The organism is Pseudoflavonifractor intestinihominis, from assembly GCF_040096055.1.
GTDB lineage: Bacteria > Bacillota > Clostridia > Oscillospirales > Oscillospiraceae > Pseudoflavonifractor > Pseudoflavonifractor intestinihominis.
Map to the genome: position 1 here is coordinate 1 of NZ_JBBMFK010000010.1, position 16,763 is coordinate 16,763.

Genomic DNA, 16,763 nt, shown 5'->3' on the forward strand with positions numbered 1-16,763 from the left:
TGGGAGAGGAGCCGGTGGCCAGGCCCAGCACGCACTCCGGCTTCAGGATCACCTGGGCCGCGATGATCCGCGCCGCCTTCTCGCTCATCTCTTCATAGTTTTCCGCTGCATAGATCCGAATCATGGCATATTTCTCCTTCTTCTGTTCTGTGGGCGGCTCACGGTCCGCCCAGAATATAGCGCTCGATGGCCAGGGCGGCGCCGTCCTCCCGGTTGGAGGCGGTCACCGCGTCCGCCGCGTCTTTGACCGCCTGGGCGGCGCTGCCCATGGCCACGCCCAGGCCGGCGGCTTTCAGCATGGTGATGTCGTTGCCGCTGTCGCCGATGGCCATGGTGCAGGCCGGATCAACGCCCAAAATCCGGCAGGCGGCCAGCATGCCGTTGGCCTTGGTGGCCTGGCTGTGGGTGATCTCCAGGCTGTGGGGGCCGGACCAGGCAAAGGAGACCGGAGCGGCCTCCAGCGCCCGCTCCACCTCCGCCCCCAGCTCCGTGGGGACGTAGGGCAGATTCACCTTGTCCAGGTCCAGCCCGGGCCGGTCCAGCACCTCCTCCAGGGTGGGCACAGTCCGCCCCCTGGCCGGCAGAATATTGTTCAGATGGAAATAGAGGCTGTCCTCATGGGCCCGCTGCATGTCCCAGCTCTCCTGGGTGAGATAGAGCAGGCCGCTGGCGGACAGCTCCACCGGCAGGCCCAGGCTCCGGGCCAGCGCCAGCACCTGCCGGGCGGCGTCCGGCTCCATGTAGCGGGCCTCCAGCAGCTCCCCGGTGGGGAGGCGGCGGACCTCGCTGCCGTTGCACAGGACACACAGGTCCTCCCACTCCGCGCCGGTGCGCACTGCCGGGGGCAGCATGGCGTACTGCCGCCCTGTGGCGGGCACGATGGCCACGCCCTTCCGGGCCGCCGCCGACAGCGCGGCGTACAGCCGGGGGGTAAAGGTCTTATGGTCGTCCAGAAGGGCGGTCCCGTCCAGATCCATGGCAAGCAGGGAAATCTCCATCTCGAGGGCACCTCTCTATAAATAATAGTATGCGGGCCGCTCCCGTCTGCCGGGACGGCCTCCCGGCACAGCATACCACCTCTCCCGTTCCGCCGCAACCGGCAGCAGGCGCAAAGCAGGCCGCGGGCCCCGGAGGGGGCCCGCGGCCTGCTGCTGTCTGGGGAAATGCTCCGTCCCGGGTCAGAATGGACGCGTGTCAAAGAGGGGTAGGGTCAGAGCGCGCACAGCCTTAGGCCGCGGCCACTTCCTGCTCCTTGATGCCGAACCAGGTGAAGATGAAGCCCATGATGTAGCTGATCACCAGGCCGATAAGGAAGTAGATGATGGACAGGATGGCGCCGTTGGGGCCGGCGGTCATGACGAAGATGCCCAGCAGGCCGGAGGGGCCCCAGGTGGTGGCGGCCACCTGCATCAGCATGACGAAGGCTCCGCCGAAGCCGGCGCCCAGGCCGGCGGTGAAGAAGGGCTTGCCCATGGGGAGGGTGACGCCGTAGATGAGGGGCTCACCCACGCCCAGGATACCGGCGGGCAGAGCGCCGCCGATGACCTGGCGCAGACGGTGGTTGCCGGTGCGCTTGGCCTTGATGGACAGGGCGATGGCGGCGCCCACCTGGCCGGCGCCGGCCATGGCCAGGGCGGGGTACAGGGTGACGTAGCCGAAGGCCTCAAGCTGGACGGTATACAGGGCCACCAGGCCGTGGTGCATACCCATGGCCACCATGGGCAGGAACAGGGCGGCGCCCAGATAGCCGGCCACCATGCGGACCACGGGGTTGGTGCTCATAGCCACCAGCTCAACCAGCTTGCACAGGCCGGTGGAGATCAGGCCGGTGACAGGCATGACGATGAAGATGTAGGGGATCAGGGTGATGATGAGGGTCAGGATGGGGGTGAAGCAGATGTCCACGGCGTCGGGCATCTTGCTGCGGATGGCCTTCTCGATCTTGCACATGAACCACACGCCGATGACAACGGCCAGCACGCCGCCGCGGCCGGCGCGGAGGATGGCGTCAAGGGGCTGGGCCTCGTTGTACAGGCCCACGATCTTGGAGATGGCGTCAATGTTGCCCAGGGTGGTGATCATACCCACCATGCCGCCCAGGATGGGGGTGCCGCCGAACTTCTCGGCAGCCCGGTAGCCGGCCCAGGCGGTGATGTAGGTCATGAAGGCGGTGTTGATAAGGCTGAGCAGGTTGTAGATGATGTTCCAGACCGCGTTCTCGGTATAGTTGGGGATGGCCTGGGCCAGCAGGGTGGCCAGACCGGAGCAGATACCGGCGGCGATGACGCCGGGGATCAGGGGCACGAAGATCTCGCCGAAGGTCTTGAGCATGGCCTTGACCTTGCTCTCCTTCTGAGCGCCCTTGATGGCGGCCTTGTTGGCCTTCCAGTCGCTGCTGGCGGACACGCCGGTGTCGGCGCCCTCAGCGGAGACGGGGATGCCCATGTCCTTGTAGATGTCGGCCACCTTGCGGCACTTGCCGGGGCCAACAACGACCTCCACATAGCCGGGGTTGTCGTGGACCAGACCCAGAACGCCCTCCACGTTCTTCAGCGCGGCGTCCTGAATGGCGCCGTCATCCTTGACATGGATGCGGACGCGGGTCATGCAGTTGGTGGCGCTGTTCACGTTGCCGCGACCGCCGACCAGCTCCAGGATCTTGCTGGAAAGTTCCTGATTTGTCATGTTACACCTCTCCTTTTTCTATTGGGGTACACACAATCGTTCCGCAGGGCGGAACGCAAAAACAGCCCCCAGGCTGTTCTCGCCATAAGTATCCGACCGGCTTGCGGCCTTACTGGATGGCCTCGCGGACATGGCCTCTGGCCTTGTCCAGACGGGCCTTGGCCTCTTCTGCGTCGCAGTTGGCCAGGATCATGGTGATGGCGGTCTTTACGCTGCCGCCTGCCGCCGCGATGGTGGCCTTGGCGGTGTCACGGTCCACACCGGTGGCCTCCATGACAATCTTCTCGGCCCGGACGTGGAGCTTCTCGTTGGTCTGCATCACGTCCACCATCAGGTTCTGATAGGCCTTGCCCACACCCACCATGGTGGCGGTGGAGATCATGTTGAGGATCAGCTTCTGAGCGGTGCCGGCCTTGAGGCGGGTGGAACCGGTGAGGACCTCGGGGCCAACCACCACCTCGATGGCCAGGTCGGCCGCCTGGCCCACGGCGGAGCCGGCGTTGCAGGAGATGGCCACGGTGCGGCAGCCCAGCTCACGGGCATAGTCCAGGCCGCCCAGCACGTAGGGGGTGCGGCCGCTGGCGGCGATACCCACCACCAGGTCGTCCTTGGTCAGATTGTTGTCCTTCAGGTCGTCGCGGCCCAGCTCCCGGCTGTCCTCGGCGCCCTCAACCGCCTTGATGAAGGCCTTCTCGCCGCCGGCGATGAGACCCACCACCAGGTCAGGAGACACGCCGAAGGTGGGGGGGCACTCGGCGGCATCCAGCACGCCCAGGCGGCCGCTGGTGCCGGCGCCCATATAAAACAGCCGTCCGCCCTTCTCCAGGGAGTCAATGGCCCACTCCACTGCCTTGGCAATGTTGGGCAGCAGCGGCTCGATGGCCTGGGGAACTCTGGCGTCCTCCCGGTTCATGGCCGTCACAACCTCCAGAGGGGTCATGGTGTCCAGATTCATGGTGGCCTGATTACGGGTCTCCGTGGTCATTGCGTCCAGATTCAAATTCAATGCCCATTCTCCTTCCGCGCCTGAGTGGAGCCGATGGTGCGTTCCGCTCCATCCTCCCCAGCCCGTCCGAAAGCCGGGAGGAAAAATCATAATCGCTGCAAGCAACAGCCTTCGCTGTACATTCATCCTAATAAATCCTGCATTTCATGTCAATTATTTGAGCAGTTTATGGCACATTGTTTCGTCAAGTGGCTCCTTTTTCTCCCATTCCAGCATTTTGATGAAACTTTCCAAGCTGGGAAGATTTGAATTGTCTGATATGCACATATGTTTCAAAGAAAGTTTTACTTTTTCCCTTGACAGGCGAAACTTTAGTTGCTATACTGTGCTCGCAAGCAAAAGTTGAATACACAGCCGCCTGAGTTTTGTGCGTTCTGACGTCCGATCTGGAAAGTCCTCTGTGCCGGGGCATTGTCCCTGGAACGAGTGCTCTCCGGAAGGACGTCTTTTATTTTTTTACGCAGCACAGTCATTGCAGAAGCTTGAAAGGAGCGAGCATTTTACCATGTCTGAGAAAAAAGGATTTGCCTCCTGGCTCTTTGGAAAGAAGAAGGGTGCCGAAGAGGCCCCCGCCGAGGAGCCCGGTGTGGAGCGCCTAGGCAGCCCCCTGGCCGGAAAGCTCATCGGGATTGAGCAGGTGTCCGACCAGGTCTTTGCCGATAAGATTCTGGGCGACGGCGTGGCCGTGATCCCCGCTGACGGCAAGGTGTACGCCCCTGCCGACGGCACGGTGGAGAACCTGCTGGAGAGCCATCACGCCGTGTGTCTCCTCACCCCCGGCGGCGCCGAGCTGCTGATCCACGTGGGCAAGGACACCGTGGCCCTGGGCGGCAAGCATTTTGCCGCCCACGTGAAGGAGGGCGACAAGGTCAAGCGGGGTCAGCTGCTGCTGTCCTTTGAGCGGGACGCCCTGCTGGCCCAGGGCTTCGACCTGGCCACCCCCGTGGTGGTGAGCAACGGCGACGAGTTCGTCATGGAGAAGGCGGAGGGCGGCGAGGTCCGTCCCGGCGACACCATCATCACCCTGACCAAGCGGGCCTGACCCACATCTATATAATATAAAAAGAGGTATTCTGATATGATTCAGTTCCAGTACACCATTACCGATCCCAATGGTCTCCACGCCCGTCCCGCCGGCCTGCTGGTGAAGGAGGCCCAGAAGTTCTCCAGCACCGTGAAGCTGACCCGCGGCGAGAAGAGCGCCGACCTGAAGCGGCTCTTCGCCATCATGGGCATGGGCGTCAAGTGCGGCGAGACCGTGGAGGTGGCCGTGGACGGCGCCGATGAGGCTGAGGCCGCCCAGACCCTGGAGAAGTTCTTCCAGGAGAACTTTTAAAGGAGGCGCTTGTCATGACGGTACTGCACGGTGAAGGTGTGTCCCGGGGCGTGGCCTCGGGCAATCTGCGCTTCCTCCGTCGGGACGCCCAGGCACAGCCCCGCCGGGAAGTGGCCGACCCGGAGGCAGAGGTGGCCCGGTTTGACAAGGCGCGGGGCGAGGCCGTGGTCCAGCTGGCCAAGCTCTACGTGGACACCAAGGCCAAACTGGGCGAGGAGAAGTCCCTGCTCTTCCAGATCCACCAGATGATGCTGGAGGACCTGGACTACCGGGACTCTGTCACCGGGATGATCCGGAGCGAGCACGTCAACGCGGAGTATGCGGTGGACCAGACCGCCGCCCAGTTCTCCCAGATGTTCGCCCAGATGGACGACGACTACATGAAGGAGCGGGCGGCAGACGTGCTGGACGTGTCCCGGCGGGTGATCCGCCTGCTCACCGGCCAGGAGGACGAGGCCCTGGGCGGGGACACCCCCTGCATCATCGCCGCCGACGACCTGGTGCCCAGCGAGACCGCCCGGCTGGACCGGAGCAAGGTGCTGGGCTTTATCACCGCCCGGGGGTCCTCCAACTCCCACACCGCCATCTTTGCCCGCACCATGGGCATCCCGGCGGTGGTGGGTCTGGGGGACAGCCTGCTGGAGGAATTTGACGGCAAGCAGGTGTTTGTGGACGGCGGCTCCGGCCAGGTGTACGTGGACCCGGACGCCCAGACCACCGCGGAGCTGGAGAACCGCCGGGACCAGGAGGCGGCCCACCGCCGCTATCTGGACACCTTCCGGGGCCGTGAGGCCGTGACCCCCGACGGACACAGGATTCTGGTGTGCGCCAACATCGGCGCGCCCAAGGATCTGGAGGCCGTCCTGGGCGCCGACGCCGACGGCATCGGTCTGTTCCGCAGCGAGTTCCTCTACCTCGGTCGGGACAACTATCCCCCCGAGGAGGACCAGTACCAGGCCTACCGCCAGGTGCTGGAGGCCATGGACGGCCGCATGGTGGTCATCCGTACCCTGGACATCGGCGCCGACAAGCAGGCCGACTACTTCCAGCTGCCCAAGGAGGAGAACCCGGCCATGGGCCTGCGGGCCATCCGCATCTGTCTGACCCGTCCCGAGGTGTTCCGCACCCAGCTGCGGGCCCTGTACCGGGCCTCCGCCCACGGAAAGCTGGGCATCATGTTCCCCATGATCACCTCGGTCAGCGAGGTGAAGCGGATCAAGGAGATGTGCGCCCAGGTGCGCGCCGAGCTGAAGGCCGAGGGCGTGCCCTTTGACGAGCACGCGGAGCTGGGTATCATGATCGAGACCCCCGCCGCCGCGGTCATCAGCGACCTGCTGGCCCGGGAGGTGGACTTCTTCAGCATCGGCACCAACGACCTGACCCAGTACACCCTGGCCGTGGACCGGCAGAACGCCCAGGTGGAGCCCTTCTGCGACCGCCACCACGAAGCCCTGCTGCGTCTCATCCGCACCACTGTGGAGAACGCCCACAAGGCGGGCATCTGGGCCGGTATCTGCGGCGAGCTGGCCGCCGACACCACCCTGACCGACTTCTTTATGGAGGTGGGCGTGGACGAGCTGTCCATGACGCCCGGCGCCATTCTGGAGACCAAGGCCAAAATTCTGGACAGATAACCGTCACCCGCAAGAACCATCACAGGGAGGCAAACCTTATGAAAAGCGCGCTGCTCAGACTCCGGGAGGCCAGAGATTCCCTCAGCGCCACCGAACGTTCCGTCGCCGATTATCTGCTCTCGCACCCTGAAGAGGCCATGGAGCTGAGCATTCACGAGATGGCGGAGCGGACTTTTTCCTCTCCGTCCACCATGATCCGCATGTGCCACCGCATCGGCTTTGAAGGCTACAAGGAGTTTCGCCGTGCGGTGACCTACGAGATGGCCGTGCGCAAGCAGAGTGAGGAGGAGGAGCGGAAGGAGATCGCCCGCTCCGACAGTGTTGAGGATATCATCGAGAAGGTCACCTATAAGAACATCATCTCTCTGGAGGACACCAAGAACCTGCTGGACGCGGACACCCTGCGCCAGTGCGTGGAGCTGATCCGCAAGTGCCGCACCGTGCTGCTGTTCGGCATGGGCGCGTCCCTCTGCGCCGCCCGGGACGCCTATCTCAAGTTCCTGCGGCTCAACAAGCCCTGCATCGTCAACGACGACTGGCACTCCCAGTTCCTCCAGGCCAGGAACTCCTCCAAAGACGACCTGGGCATCGTCATCTCCTACTCCGGAGAGACGGTGGAGATGGTGGAGTGCATGAAGGCCATGCGGGACAACCACACCCCCATCATCGCCATCACCCGCTGCGTCAGCTCGCCGGTGGCTGAGCTGGCCGACTACAAGCTCTACACCACCGCCAACGAGTCCACCTTCCGCAGCGGCGCCATGTCCTCCCGTATCTCCCAGCTCAACCTCATCGACATCCTGTACACCGCCTTCGCCAACAGCGAATACGAGTACAGCCTGGAGCAGCTCTCCCGGACCCATATCCGCAAGCCCAGCTCCATGCGCAAGCCTCTGCTGGATTCTCAGGGTGACCCGGATATTAACCGAAATTAATGAAACCCATCTGGTCATTTTTCATTTTTTCGGTTAAAATGACGTAAAACTGTCAACTTTAGAAATTTTGTACCATGATTCCTCCGATTCCTTGTTCACTTTTGTTCAGTGTGCTATGCTCTTATCAAATAAGCATACTGAACAAGTGTGCATGGATGAGGAGGAATTTTTTTATGAGAAGCGCGCTCAAAAAGGCAACCGGACTGATCCTTGCCGCGGCGCTGACCTTCTCGCTGGCTGCGCCCGCCGCAGCGGCAGGAGGCTCCGCCAGAGCCGGGATCTCTCCCAGCACCGTGACCGAGACCGCTCTGCCCCAGCAGGGCTGGCAGGCTCAGGTCACCTTCCCCGACTGGGCCGGGTATGTGGACGACACCCTGGCCATGAACAGCCTGTATAGCTTTGACGGCTACGCCGATCAGGGCGAGCTGTACGTCACCCTGGCCGCCGGCGTCACCAGCCTGCGTCTGTTCGTCAACAACGCCGAGGTGGACACCTCCGCCATGAAGGGCGGCTCCACCTACAAGGTGGACATCTCCGACCTGACCGTGGACGGCACCAACACCGTCCAGGTCTCCGCCATCACCCCCTCCACCCTGGCAGGGGCCGTCACCGTCAGCATCCCCTACCCCACCGTCATCCCTGGCCTGCCCTCCGACGTGGGCATGAGCGACGACATTCTGGGCGTCATCGACGAGTTCATCGACTCCGAGGTGAAGTACGGCTTCTCCGGCGCCCAGCTGGCCGTGGTGAAGGACGGCAAGATGGTCTACTCCAACGCCTGGGGCGCCGTCAACGGCTACAACCCCGACGGCACCCGGATCGAGGAGGGCGACGAGAACTATGTCCCCGTCACCACCGACACTCTGTACGACCTGGCGTCCAACACCAAGATGTACTCCGTCAACTACGCCCTGCAGTACATGCTCACCCAGGGCTCCGACGTGTACGACATCTCTCTGGACGACCCCATCACCAAGTTCTTCCCCGAGTTTGTTGATAGTACCATTGAAATTAACTATCAGTACGACTACACAGGCGATGGCAAGGCGGACTACTTTGGCGCCTCCGACTTGGAGACCGCCAAGGCCTGGAAGAAGGAACTGACCGTCCGCGATATTCTGATGCATCAGGCCGGCTTTGCCCCCGATCCTCAGTTCCACAACGACAAGTTCAATCAGGTTACCCAGCTGCCCGACCCCGAGACCGAGAACGTGCTCTACGCCATCGGCAAGGACAAGGTGGCCGAGGCCATCTGCAAAAGTCCGCTGATTTATGAGCCTGGTACTAACACAGTGTATTCCGATGTAGACTACATGCTCCTGGGTCTCATCATCGAGCAGGTCACCGGCATGGGCCTGGATCAGTTCCTGAAGGAGACCTTCTGGGACCCCATGGGCCTGACCCACATCACCTACAATCCCCTTCAGAACGGCTTTGACAAGAACGACTGCGCCGCCACCGAGCTCAACGGCAACACCCGCGACGGCGTTATCAGCTTCAAGAACGTCCGCACCGACACCGTCCAGGGCGAGGTCCACGACGAGAAGGCCTATTACGCCATGGGCGGCATCTCCGGCCACGCGGGCCTGTTCTCCAACGCCGAGGACCTGGCCAAGCTGGCCTCCGTCATGCTGACCGGCGGCTACGGCGGCAACCAGTTCTTCAGCAAGAACATCATGGACGAGTTCACCAAGCCCAAGAGCCTGAACTACCCCACCTGGGGCCTGGGCTGGTGGCGTCAGGCTGAGCTGGGCCGCAGCAGCTATTTCAGCATCCAGTCCTCCAACTCCACCATCGGCCACCAGGGCTGGACCGGCACCCTCACCGTCATTGACCCCGAGAACGACCTGGTGGTGGTGCTGCTGACCAACAAGAAGAACTCCCCCGTCATTGACCCCAATGTAGCTGCCAACGACTTCTACTCCGACAACATGGTCCTGGGCGCTCTGGGCTCCGTGGTGGGTCTGGTCTATGACTCCATGCGCTCCAGCGTGGACGCTGTGGACGCCGTGGCCCTCCAGATGACCAACGACCGCATCCGCCTGATGACGAGCCACAAGGACGCCTATGACGAGGCTCCCCACATGAATGACTCCTACGCTCTGGTGGACCTGGTGGTGACCATCGCCGAGCAGCGCAGGAGCGACGTCACCAAGGCCAACGCCCAGCTGGCCCTGAAGAACATCAACGACTTTGTGAAGCTCTACGTGGCCAAGGAGGAGAACCTGGCCAACGCCGCCGCCTGGTCCGCCCAGCTCCAGCAGCGCATCGACGCCATCGTCACCGACGGCTCCGCCCCCGCCGCTCCCGGCCTGACCGCCGAGTACCGCACCACCGTGGACAATGTGTCCTCCCTGGAGAACTGCCCCTTCAACGGCGGCGACCAGAACTATGTCTACTTCCCCCGCCCCTACTCCTCCGCCGGCTCCACCTCCACCGTGTACTACAACACCGGCACCTGGTTCGACGGCTATGAGGGCCAGGGCACCCTGTGGCTCTGGCTGGGCAAGGAGCTGACCGTGGACGGCGGCATCCGCATCTTCGTCAACGGCGTTGAGGTGGACAACTCCAACCTGGTGGGCCAGACCGGCATCTTCTCCATCGATATCTCCGGCGTGGCCCGCAACGGCCGCAACAGCATCCAGGTCACCATCCCCAACATCAACGAGACGGCCAGAACCAGCACCCGGGTGGCCATCGCCAACCCCACCGTGGTGGACAAGACCGACGACGCCAGCGCTCTGGCCTCCGTGGGCCTGGACGCCAAGGCCCTGGACCTGATCGACTCTGTGGTCCAGAACGACATCGACAACGGCTTCACCTCCGCCCAGCTGGCCATCATCAAGGACGGTCAGATGGTCTACTCCAACGCCTGGGGCACTGTGAACGCCTACAACCCCGACGGCACTCCCAAGACCGACAGCCCCGCCGTCACCACCGACACCCTGTACGACCTGGCGTCCAACACCAAGATGTACGCCACCAACTACGCCATCCAGTACCTGGTGTACAAGGATCTGCTGGACATCAACGCCCCCATCACCGACTTCTTCCCCAACTTTGTCAACGACACCATTGAGATCCACTACCAGACCTCCAACGGCACCGGCGCCCCCGACCTGGAGACCGCCAAGGCCTGGAAGGCCGAGCTGACTGTGGCGGATATCCTCCAGCACCAGGCCGGCTTCGCCCCCGACCCCCAGTTCTACAACGACAAGTTCGACCAGGTCACCCAGCAGCCCGACCCCGACACGGAGAACGTGCTCTACGCCACCAGCAAGGAGGCCGCAGCCGAGGCTATCTGCAAGTCCCCCCTGGTCTATGAGCCCGGCACCAAGACCGTGTACTCCGACGTGGACTACATGCTCCTGGGCCTCATCGTGGAGCAGGTCACCGGCAAGGACCTGAACACCTTCCTGAAGGAGATCTTCTGGCAGCCCCTGGGTCTGACCCACATTACCTTCAACCCTCTGGACAACGGCTTTGAGAAAAACGACTGCGCCGCCACCGAGCTCAACGGCAACAGCCGTGACGGCGCTATGGAGTTCACCGGCGACCGGGTGGGCACCATCCAGGGCGAGGTCCACGACGGAAAGGCCTGGTACACCATGGGCGGTATCTCCGGCCACGCCGGTCTGTTTGCCAACGCCGAGGATCTGGCCACCCTGGCCCAGATGATGCTCAATCCCAGCGGCTACGGCACCAACCGTCTCTTCAGCACCAATGTCAACGAGTACTTCACCTCCCGCAAGGACTCCTCCGCCACCTGGGGCCAGGGCTGGTGGCGTCAGGCCGACTGCGGCCGCCCCTGGTACTTCGGCGTCCAGGCCTCCCGGAACACCATCGGCCACCAGGGCTGGACCGGCACCCTCACCGCCATTGACCCCGAGCAGGACCTGGTGGTGGTCTACCTGACCAACAAGATCAACTCCCCCATCACCGACAAGGAGACCGATGTGAGCCAGTTCGACGGCAACTGGTACACCTCCTCCACCCTGGGCTTTGTGACCAACATCCTCTACCAGGGCATCACCGCCAACAGCGCCGCTGACGACATCCAGCCCGCGCTGGACGCCCTGCTTGGCGACATGGCCGTGGACAAGATGCGCCTGGTGGCCGCCGAGGACACCGACGATCCCACCCACCCCGTGGTGAAGTCCGGCTACTCCATGATCGACCTGGTGTTTGACGCGGCCGAGGCCCGCAGCACCTCCGACAACATTGCCGCCGCCCGCACCGCCCTCTCCCTGCTGGACACCGACCGGGACAAGGACATGATCTCCAGCCTGGCGATCCGCCTCAACAACCTGGAGTACCCCTCCATCACGCCTACCCCCGGCGGCGACAGCGACAAGCCCTCCACCGGCGGCGGCACCGAGCCCACCCAGCCCCAGTGGGACAACCCCTACTCCGACGTGTCCGACGGCTACTGGGCCTATGACGCCATCCGCTTTGTCACCGAGGAGAACCTGTTCCAGGGTGTCACCGGCGGCGGCTTCGCCCCCGAGCTGACCATGAGCCGCGCCATGCTGGCCACCGTGCTCTACCGGGCCGCCGGCTCCCCCGCCGTCTCCACCTCCGCCGGCTTCACCGATGTGCCCGCCGGCCTGTGGTACAGCGACGCCGTGAACTGGGCCGCCTCCAAGGGCATCGTCAAGGGCGTGGGCGGCAACCGCTTCGCCCCCGACGACAATGTCTCCCGTGAGCAGATCGCCGCCATCCTCTATCAGTACGCCCTTGCCTCCGGCAAGACCGCCCAGGCGGACGCCTCCGCTCTGGCCGGCTACGGCGACAGCACCGCTGTCAGCTCCTGGGCCGCCGACGGTATGGCCTGGGCCGTAGGCGCCGGCGTGATCACCGGCAAGCCCGGCAGTCTGCTGGCTCCCGCCGACAGCGCCACCCGCGCCGAGGTGGCCACCATGCTCATGCGTTTCCTCAGCAAGTAACCCTCTCTTCCTTTTCCCCCCTCTGCTTGCCGCCTGGGGAGGTCTGCATGGACCTCCCCAGGCGGCCTTTTTTCTCCCGGCCTGCAACAGAGGAGCCGCGGGACCGGCCTTTTGGGTCGGTTCCGCGGCTCCTCGTTGTTCAGCAGTATTTGTCCCGCCTGGCCCTGATCTGCCCGGCCAGAGGGACGATGGCGTGGTACTCCGCCTGATTCTTCTCAATGCACGCCCGGGCCGCGTCCACCGCCTCAGGCTCCAGCAGCAGGGACATGCCGCAGGACAGCTCCCCCTGGATAGACCGGGGGGCGGGGGCGATGCGGTTGGGGATGTTCTCCCCGTCCAGCAGGTCGTGGAGGCGGAGGCCCTGCTCATAGTTGGCAAAGAGAATGTAGTACCGGACGTGCCCCTCAGCCATTGAGCAGCTCGATAAAGGCGCCGATGCGGGTGCGCAGCTGCTCGGCGTCGGTGTCGGCGTAGTCGGTCTCCAGGCTGAGCACCGGCACACCCGCCTCGTTCAGAGCCCGGGTCACGGAGTACTTCTCCGTGTCGTACAGACAGCAGAACTTCAGGTTGCAGTCGATGACGCCGTCCACCTTGTACTCCTTCACCAGGCGCAGGATGTCGTCGATGCGGCCGGTGTTGGGGGTGAAGCAGGCGCAGTTGGTCTTCATGTACCGCTGGGACAGGGCCATGAACTGCTCGTCCAGGGTGGTCTTGGTCTCGTCCACCAGGTTCTCGAAGTACCGGGTGCCGGTGCACATCTCCTCGCACACCACCGCGCCGCCGCTGGTCTCCACGATGTTGTGCAGCTTCCAGTTGGGCACGGCCATGGGGGTGCCGGTGATGAGGATGCGCTTGGTCCCCGCGGGCACCACGCTCACCCCGTCCCTGATGCGCTGCTCCAGCTCGTCGGCCAGCCGGTTGCACATCTGGGCACAGCGGACCGGGTCGTCGAAGAAGGAAATCTGGGTCATCAGCAGGGCGTCACGGCCGGAGATGGGCAGGCACTCCGACTTGCGGCACTCGTACACCCGGGCCAGGGCCTTCCGCTTCTCGTTGATGATGTGGATGGCCTCACCCAGCTTCTCGGGGGTGATGGTGTTGCCGGTGAACTCCTCCACCATCTTGGCAAAGTCGGCGATCTCGTCCTTCCACTTGAGGATGTCCTTCTCCCGCTTCATCTGGGGCACGTCCATGATGTACATGGGCACGTCCTCCCCCAGGATCTCATAGGCCTTCTTCTTGCCGTCACAGGTGGTCTCGCCCACATACATGTCGGCGATGCGGAAGAAGGGGCAGGTCCTGCCCAGCCGGGCACCCACAGAGGCCTTCACCAGGGGGCAGGTGCTCTTGGGCAGCACCTTCTCGCCGTCGGGCACCCAGAACTGGGAGCCGCCGCACAGGCCGGTGAAGATGCCGTCGGCGGCGATGATCACCTCGTCGGGCACATAGACGCAGAAGGTGCCGAACACCTTGCGGCCCTGCTTCTGGGCCTCGATCAGCTCGGCAGGCCGGATGCCGTGGACCTCGGAGATGACCAGATCCCAGAAGTCCATGGCCTTGGGCCGGTTCTCCTGGGACAGGAACACGTCTCCCACCGCCGTGGGCAGCACCTGGCACAGCAGGTCGTGATTCTCCAGGTCCATCCCCAGGTCTTTCCACATCTGAACATAGTCGGACATTTGCAATTCCCTCCATTATTTGTTTGGGGCCGCAGCTGCGCCCGCCATTTTTCAGGGCCGTTTTGTTCAGTATACCGAATTTGACCCCCGGTGTGAAATTGCATTTTGATATAATCCACAGTCTGTTATCAAATTCTTCTATCAAATGGAAAGAGGAGGACCGTTCCGGTCCTCCTCTTTCTATATTATTACACATTATTATACTACCGTGCCAGCTTCTCCACCTGCCGGACGGTGAGCACGCCGTCCCGGACGGAAAAGCGGAGGTTGAGCCCGGCGAACTCCATGCCGTACACCCGCTCGGGGTCCTGCTGGTAGGCGGGCCGGGGGTCGTGGGCCAGCACGCCGGTGAGGGCGGCCAGCTTGTCCGGCGGCACCAGAGCCTGGAGCTGGGACGGAAAATCCACCTCCAGCACCTTGCCCCCGTCGCTGCCCGCAAAGCCGCCGGAGGCCTCCGGGTGGCTGTCGGCGTAGGGCAGGTAGGGCTTGATGTCGAAGATGGGGGTGCCGTCCATCAGGTCTGCCCCCGCCACCCGCAGGATGTGGCCGTACTCCGGGTGATGCTCCACCCCCAGCAGCTTCACCGACGACAAGCCGATGGGGTTGGGCCGGAAGGGGGACCGGGTGGCGAATACCCCCATGCGGGTGTTGCCCCCCAGCCGAGGCGGCCGCACCGTGGGGGACCAGCTCTCCCGCACCGCCTTGTGAAACCCCCAGATGAGCCACAGGTGGCTGAAGTCCTCAATGCCCCGCAGGGCGTCCTCCCGGCGGTACTCCGGCTCGAATACCACCGCCGACTCCAGCTCCTCCACCAGCCCGCTCTGGCGGGGAATGCCGAATTTGCCGGAAAAGTCGCTGTGGATGCGGGCGATGACCTTCAGTGCCGGCAGCTGCTGATTTTCCATGGGCGCCTCCTCTCCGGCCCCCTGGCCGGCGGAATTTTTCTTCGATTATAGCATATCCCCGCCCGTCCCGGAACCCCTCCTCCCCGGCCATTTTTGGTCATTTGGGCGTTTTGTACAAATTTTAACGATGTTTTTTCTCTGCCCATTTTTCACTTTTCCCTTGTGTCCGGCGCACAAATCGATTATGATTCTCTTGTGCTAAAAAATATTTTTTCCTAAAAATTTTTTGTGAGGCGATGTGTAATGGCACAGAACACGGAAAACCGCGCCGACCTGGTGTTCTCCTACCAGGGCATCCCCCCGGCCGGCCAGCTGATCCCTCTGGGACTCCAGCACGTTGTGGCTGCCGTGGTGGGTGTAATCACCCCCGCCATGATCGTATCCGGCACCTGCGGACTCTCCGCCGAGGAGAAGACCCTGCTGATCCAGGTCTCTCTGGTGGTCACCGCACTGGCCACTCTGCTGCAGCTCTTCCCCATCTTCGGCCGGATCGGCTCCCGCCTGCCGGTCATTATGGGCATCAGCTTCGCCTACGTCCCCACCCTCCAGGCCATTGGCGCTGACTTCGGCCTGCCCGCCATCCTGGGCGCGGAGCTGGTGGGCGGCTTCGTGGCCATCCTCTTCGGCATCTTTGTCCGGCCCATCCGCAAGCTCTTCCCGCCCCTGGTCACCGGCACGGTCATCTTCACCATCGGCCTCTCCCTCTACCCCACCGCCGTGCGGTACATGGCCGGCGGCAGCGCCGACAGCGAGTGGTTCGGCGGCGTGCGCAGCTGGGTGGTGGCCCTCGTCACCTTCGCGGTGGTCATCTTCCTGCAGAACTACACCAAGGGCATCTGGAAGCTGGGCGCCCTCCTGTTCGGCATGATCGTGGGCTACATCGTGGCCTTCTGCTTCGGTATCGTGGACCTGTCCTCTGTGGCCTCCGCCTCCTGGTTCGCCCTGCCCAAGTTCATGCCCTTTGAGATCTCCTTCGAGCCCGCCGCTATCGCCTCCCTGGCCATCGTGTACGTGGTCAACTCGGTGCAGACCATCGGCGACCTGTCCTCCACCACCATGGGCGGCATGGACCGGATGCCCACCGACAAGGAGCTCTCCGGCGGCATCATCGGCCAGGGCGTCATGAGTGTGCTGGGCTCCTTCTTCGGCGGCCTGCCCGTGGCCTCCTACAGCCAGAACGTGGGTATCGTCACCGTCAACAAGGTCATCAACCGGGCGGTGTTCGCCCTGGCCGCCCTCATCATGCTGGTGGCCGGCTTCATCCCCAAGTTCGCCTCTGTTCTCTCCACCATTCCCCAGTGCGTGGTGGGCGGCGCCACCATCTCCGTGTTCGCCACCATCACCATGACCGGCATCCGCATGATCACCGACGGCGGCTTCACCCCCCGCAAGAGCACCGTGGTGGGCCTGTCTGTGGCCCTGGGCGTGGGCATCACCCAGGTGTCCGGCTGCCTGTCCGGCAACGGCTTCCCCGACTGGGTCCACACCGTGTTCGGCTCCTCCTCCGTGGTGGTGGCCACTCTGATGGCCATCCTGCTCAACCTGATCCTCCCCAAGGAGAAGGCTCCCGCCGGAACCGCCGCGAAGTAACTCCATACGACAAGACCGCCCCGGAGCGCTGCTCCGGGGCGGTTGTT

Annotated in this window: 12 protein-coding genes and 1 pseudogene; 6 read left to right on the plus strand and 7 right to left on the minus strand. The window is 63.5% G+C overall.

Features of this window, described 5'->3' with window-relative positions; all coding sequences use genetic code 11:
• The 4 genes and pseudogenes from WMO64_RS07325 to murQ form a co-directional block, all read right to left on the minus strand.
• Nucleotides 1-124, minus strand: a pseudogene (locus WMO64_RS07325) (glucosamine-6-phosphate deaminase); the annotation flags it as partial.
• Between the two features lie 34 nt (nucleotides 125-158).
• Nucleotides 159-998: an HAD family hydrolase gene (locus WMO64_RS07330; protein ID WP_294521998.1), complete on the minus strand. Its 840-nt coding sequence runs from the start codon at nucleotides 996-998 to the stop codon at nucleotides 159-161.
• Nucleotides 999-1,227: 229 nt separating this feature from the next.
• Nucleotides 1,228-2,685, minus strand: coding sequence for a PTS transporter subunit EIIC (locus WMO64_RS07335; protein WP_294522001.1), 1,458 nt, complete (start codon nucleotides 2,683-2,685; stop codon nucleotides 1,228-1,230).
• A gap of 109 nt (nucleotides 2,686-2,794) precedes the next feature.
• Nucleotides 2,795-3,691 (minus strand): N-acetylmuramic acid 6-phosphate etherase, encoded by an 897-nt coding sequence (gene murQ, locus WMO64_RS07340; RefSeq protein WP_294522004.1) that lies wholly within the window; start codon nucleotides 3,689-3,691, stop codon nucleotides 2,795-2,797.
• A 505-nt stretch (nucleotides 3,692-4,196) separates the two neighbouring features.
• On the opposite strand from murQ, the gene WMO64_RS07345 reads away from it, so the two are divergent.
• From WMO64_RS07345 to pbp4b, 5 genes are all read left to right on the plus strand, one after another.
• Nucleotides 4,197-4,733 (plus strand): PTS sugar transporter subunit IIA, encoded by a 537-nt coding sequence (locus WMO64_RS07345; protein ID WP_294522006.1) that lies wholly within the window; start codon nucleotides 4,197-4,199, stop codon nucleotides 4,731-4,733.
• Between the two features lie 36 nt (nucleotides 4,734-4,769).
• Nucleotides 4,770-5,027 (plus strand): HPr family phosphocarrier protein, encoded by a 258-nt coding sequence (locus WMO64_RS07350; protein WP_148316148.1) that lies wholly within the window; start codon nucleotides 4,770-4,772, stop codon nucleotides 5,025-5,027.
• 14 nt (nucleotides 5,028-5,041) lie between these two features.
• The gene (gene ptsP, locus WMO64_RS07355) at nucleotides 5,042-6,661 is read left to right on the plus strand and encodes a phosphoenolpyruvate--protein phosphotransferase (RefSeq protein ID WP_349231561.1); all 1,620 of its coding nucleotides are present in this window, start codon (nucleotides 5,042-5,044) and stop codon (nucleotides 6,659-6,661) included.
• Between the two features lie 38 nt (nucleotides 6,662-6,699).
• On the plus strand, nucleotides 6,700-7,596 hold the full coding sequence (locus WMO64_RS07360; protein WP_349231562.1) for a MurR/RpiR family transcriptional regulator: 897 nt from the start codon (nucleotides 6,700-6,702) through the stop codon (nucleotides 7,594-7,596).
• Between the two features lie 173 nt (nucleotides 7,597-7,769).
• Nucleotides 7,770-12,542 (plus strand): penicillin binding protein PBP4B, encoded by a 4,773-nt coding sequence (gene pbp4b / locus WMO64_RS07365; protein WP_349231563.1) that lies wholly within the window; start codon nucleotides 7,770-7,772, stop codon nucleotides 12,540-12,542.
• A gap of 139 nt (nucleotides 12,543-12,681) precedes the next feature.
• On the opposite strand, the gene WMO64_RS07370 is transcribed toward pbp4b, so the two are convergent.
• The 3 genes from WMO64_RS07370 to tsaA form a co-directional block, all read right to left on the minus strand.
• Nucleotides 12,682-12,954, minus strand: coding sequence for a putative Se/S carrier protein (locus tag WMO64_RS07370; protein WP_294522020.1), 273 nt, complete (start codon nucleotides 12,952-12,954; stop codon nucleotides 12,682-12,684).
• Complete coding sequence (locus WMO64_RS07375; RefSeq protein ID WP_294522023.1) at nucleotides 12,947-14,221, minus strand: double-cubane-cluster-containing anaerobic reductase; 1,275 nt, start codon at nucleotides 14,219-14,221, stop codon at nucleotides 12,947-12,949. The genes WMO64_RS07370 and WMO64_RS07375 overlap by 8 nt, the downstream gene beginning before the upstream one ends.
• A 203-nt stretch (nucleotides 14,222-14,424) precedes the next feature.
• Nucleotides 14,425-15,126, minus strand: a complete 702-nt coding sequence (gene tsaA, locus WMO64_RS07380) for a tRNA (N6-threonylcarbamoyladenosine(37)-N6)-methyltransferase TrmO (protein WP_349231564.1) — start codon at nucleotides 15,124-15,126, stop codon at nucleotides 14,425-14,427.
• Between the two features lie 243 nt (nucleotides 15,127-15,369).
• On the opposite strand from tsaA, the gene WMO64_RS07385 reads away from it, so the two are divergent.
• On the plus strand, nucleotides 15,370-16,716 hold the full coding sequence (locus tag WMO64_RS07385) for a uracil-xanthine permease family protein (protein ID WP_349231565.1): 1,347 nt from the start codon (nucleotides 15,370-15,372) through the stop codon (nucleotides 16,714-16,716).
• The last annotated feature ends 47 nt before the right edge of the window (nucleotides 16,717-16,763 follow it).

Coding starts and splice junctions, on each gene's coding strand:
- WMO64_RS07330 (WP_294521998.1), bottom strand. CDS start 998: ATGGAGATTTCCCTGCTTGCCATGGATCTGGACGGGACCGCCCTTCTG.
- WMO64_RS07335 (WP_294522001.1), bottom strand. CDS start 2,685: ATGACAAATCAGGAACTTTCCAGCAAGATCCTGGAGCTGGTCGGCGGT.
- WMO64_RS07345 (WP_294522006.1), top strand. CDS start 4,197: ATGTCTGAGAAAAAAGGATTTGCCTCCTGGCTCTTTGGAAAGAAGAAG.
- WMO64_RS07350 (WP_148316148.1), top strand. CDS start 4,770: ATGATTCAGTTCCAGTACACCATTACCGATCCCAATGGTCTCCACGCC.
- ptsP (WP_349231561.1), top strand. CDS start 5,042: ATGACGGTACTGCACGGTGAAGGTGTGTCCCGGGGCGTGGCCTCGGGC.
- WMO64_RS07360 (WP_349231562.1), top strand. CDS start 6,700: ATGAAAAGCGCGCTGCTCAGACTCCGGGAGGCCAGAGATTCCCTCAGC.
- pbp4b (WP_349231563.1), top strand. CDS start 7,770: ATGAGAAGCGCGCTCAAAAAGGCAACCGGACTGATCCTTGCCGCGGCG.
- WMO64_RS07370 (WP_294522020.1), bottom strand. CDS start 12,954: ATGGCTGAGGGGCACGTCCGGTACTACATTCTCTTTGCCAACTATGAG.
- WMO64_RS07375 (WP_294522023.1), bottom strand. CDS start 14,221: ATGTCCGACTATGTTCAGATGTGGAAAGACCTGGGGATGGACCTGGAG.
- tsaA (WP_349231564.1), bottom strand. CDS start 15,126: ATGGAAAATCAGCAGCTGCCGGCACTGAAGGTCATCGCCCGCATCCAC.
- WMO64_RS07385 (WP_349231565.1), top strand. CDS start 15,370: ATGGCACAGAACACGGAAAACCGCGCCGACCTGGTGTTCTCCTACCAG.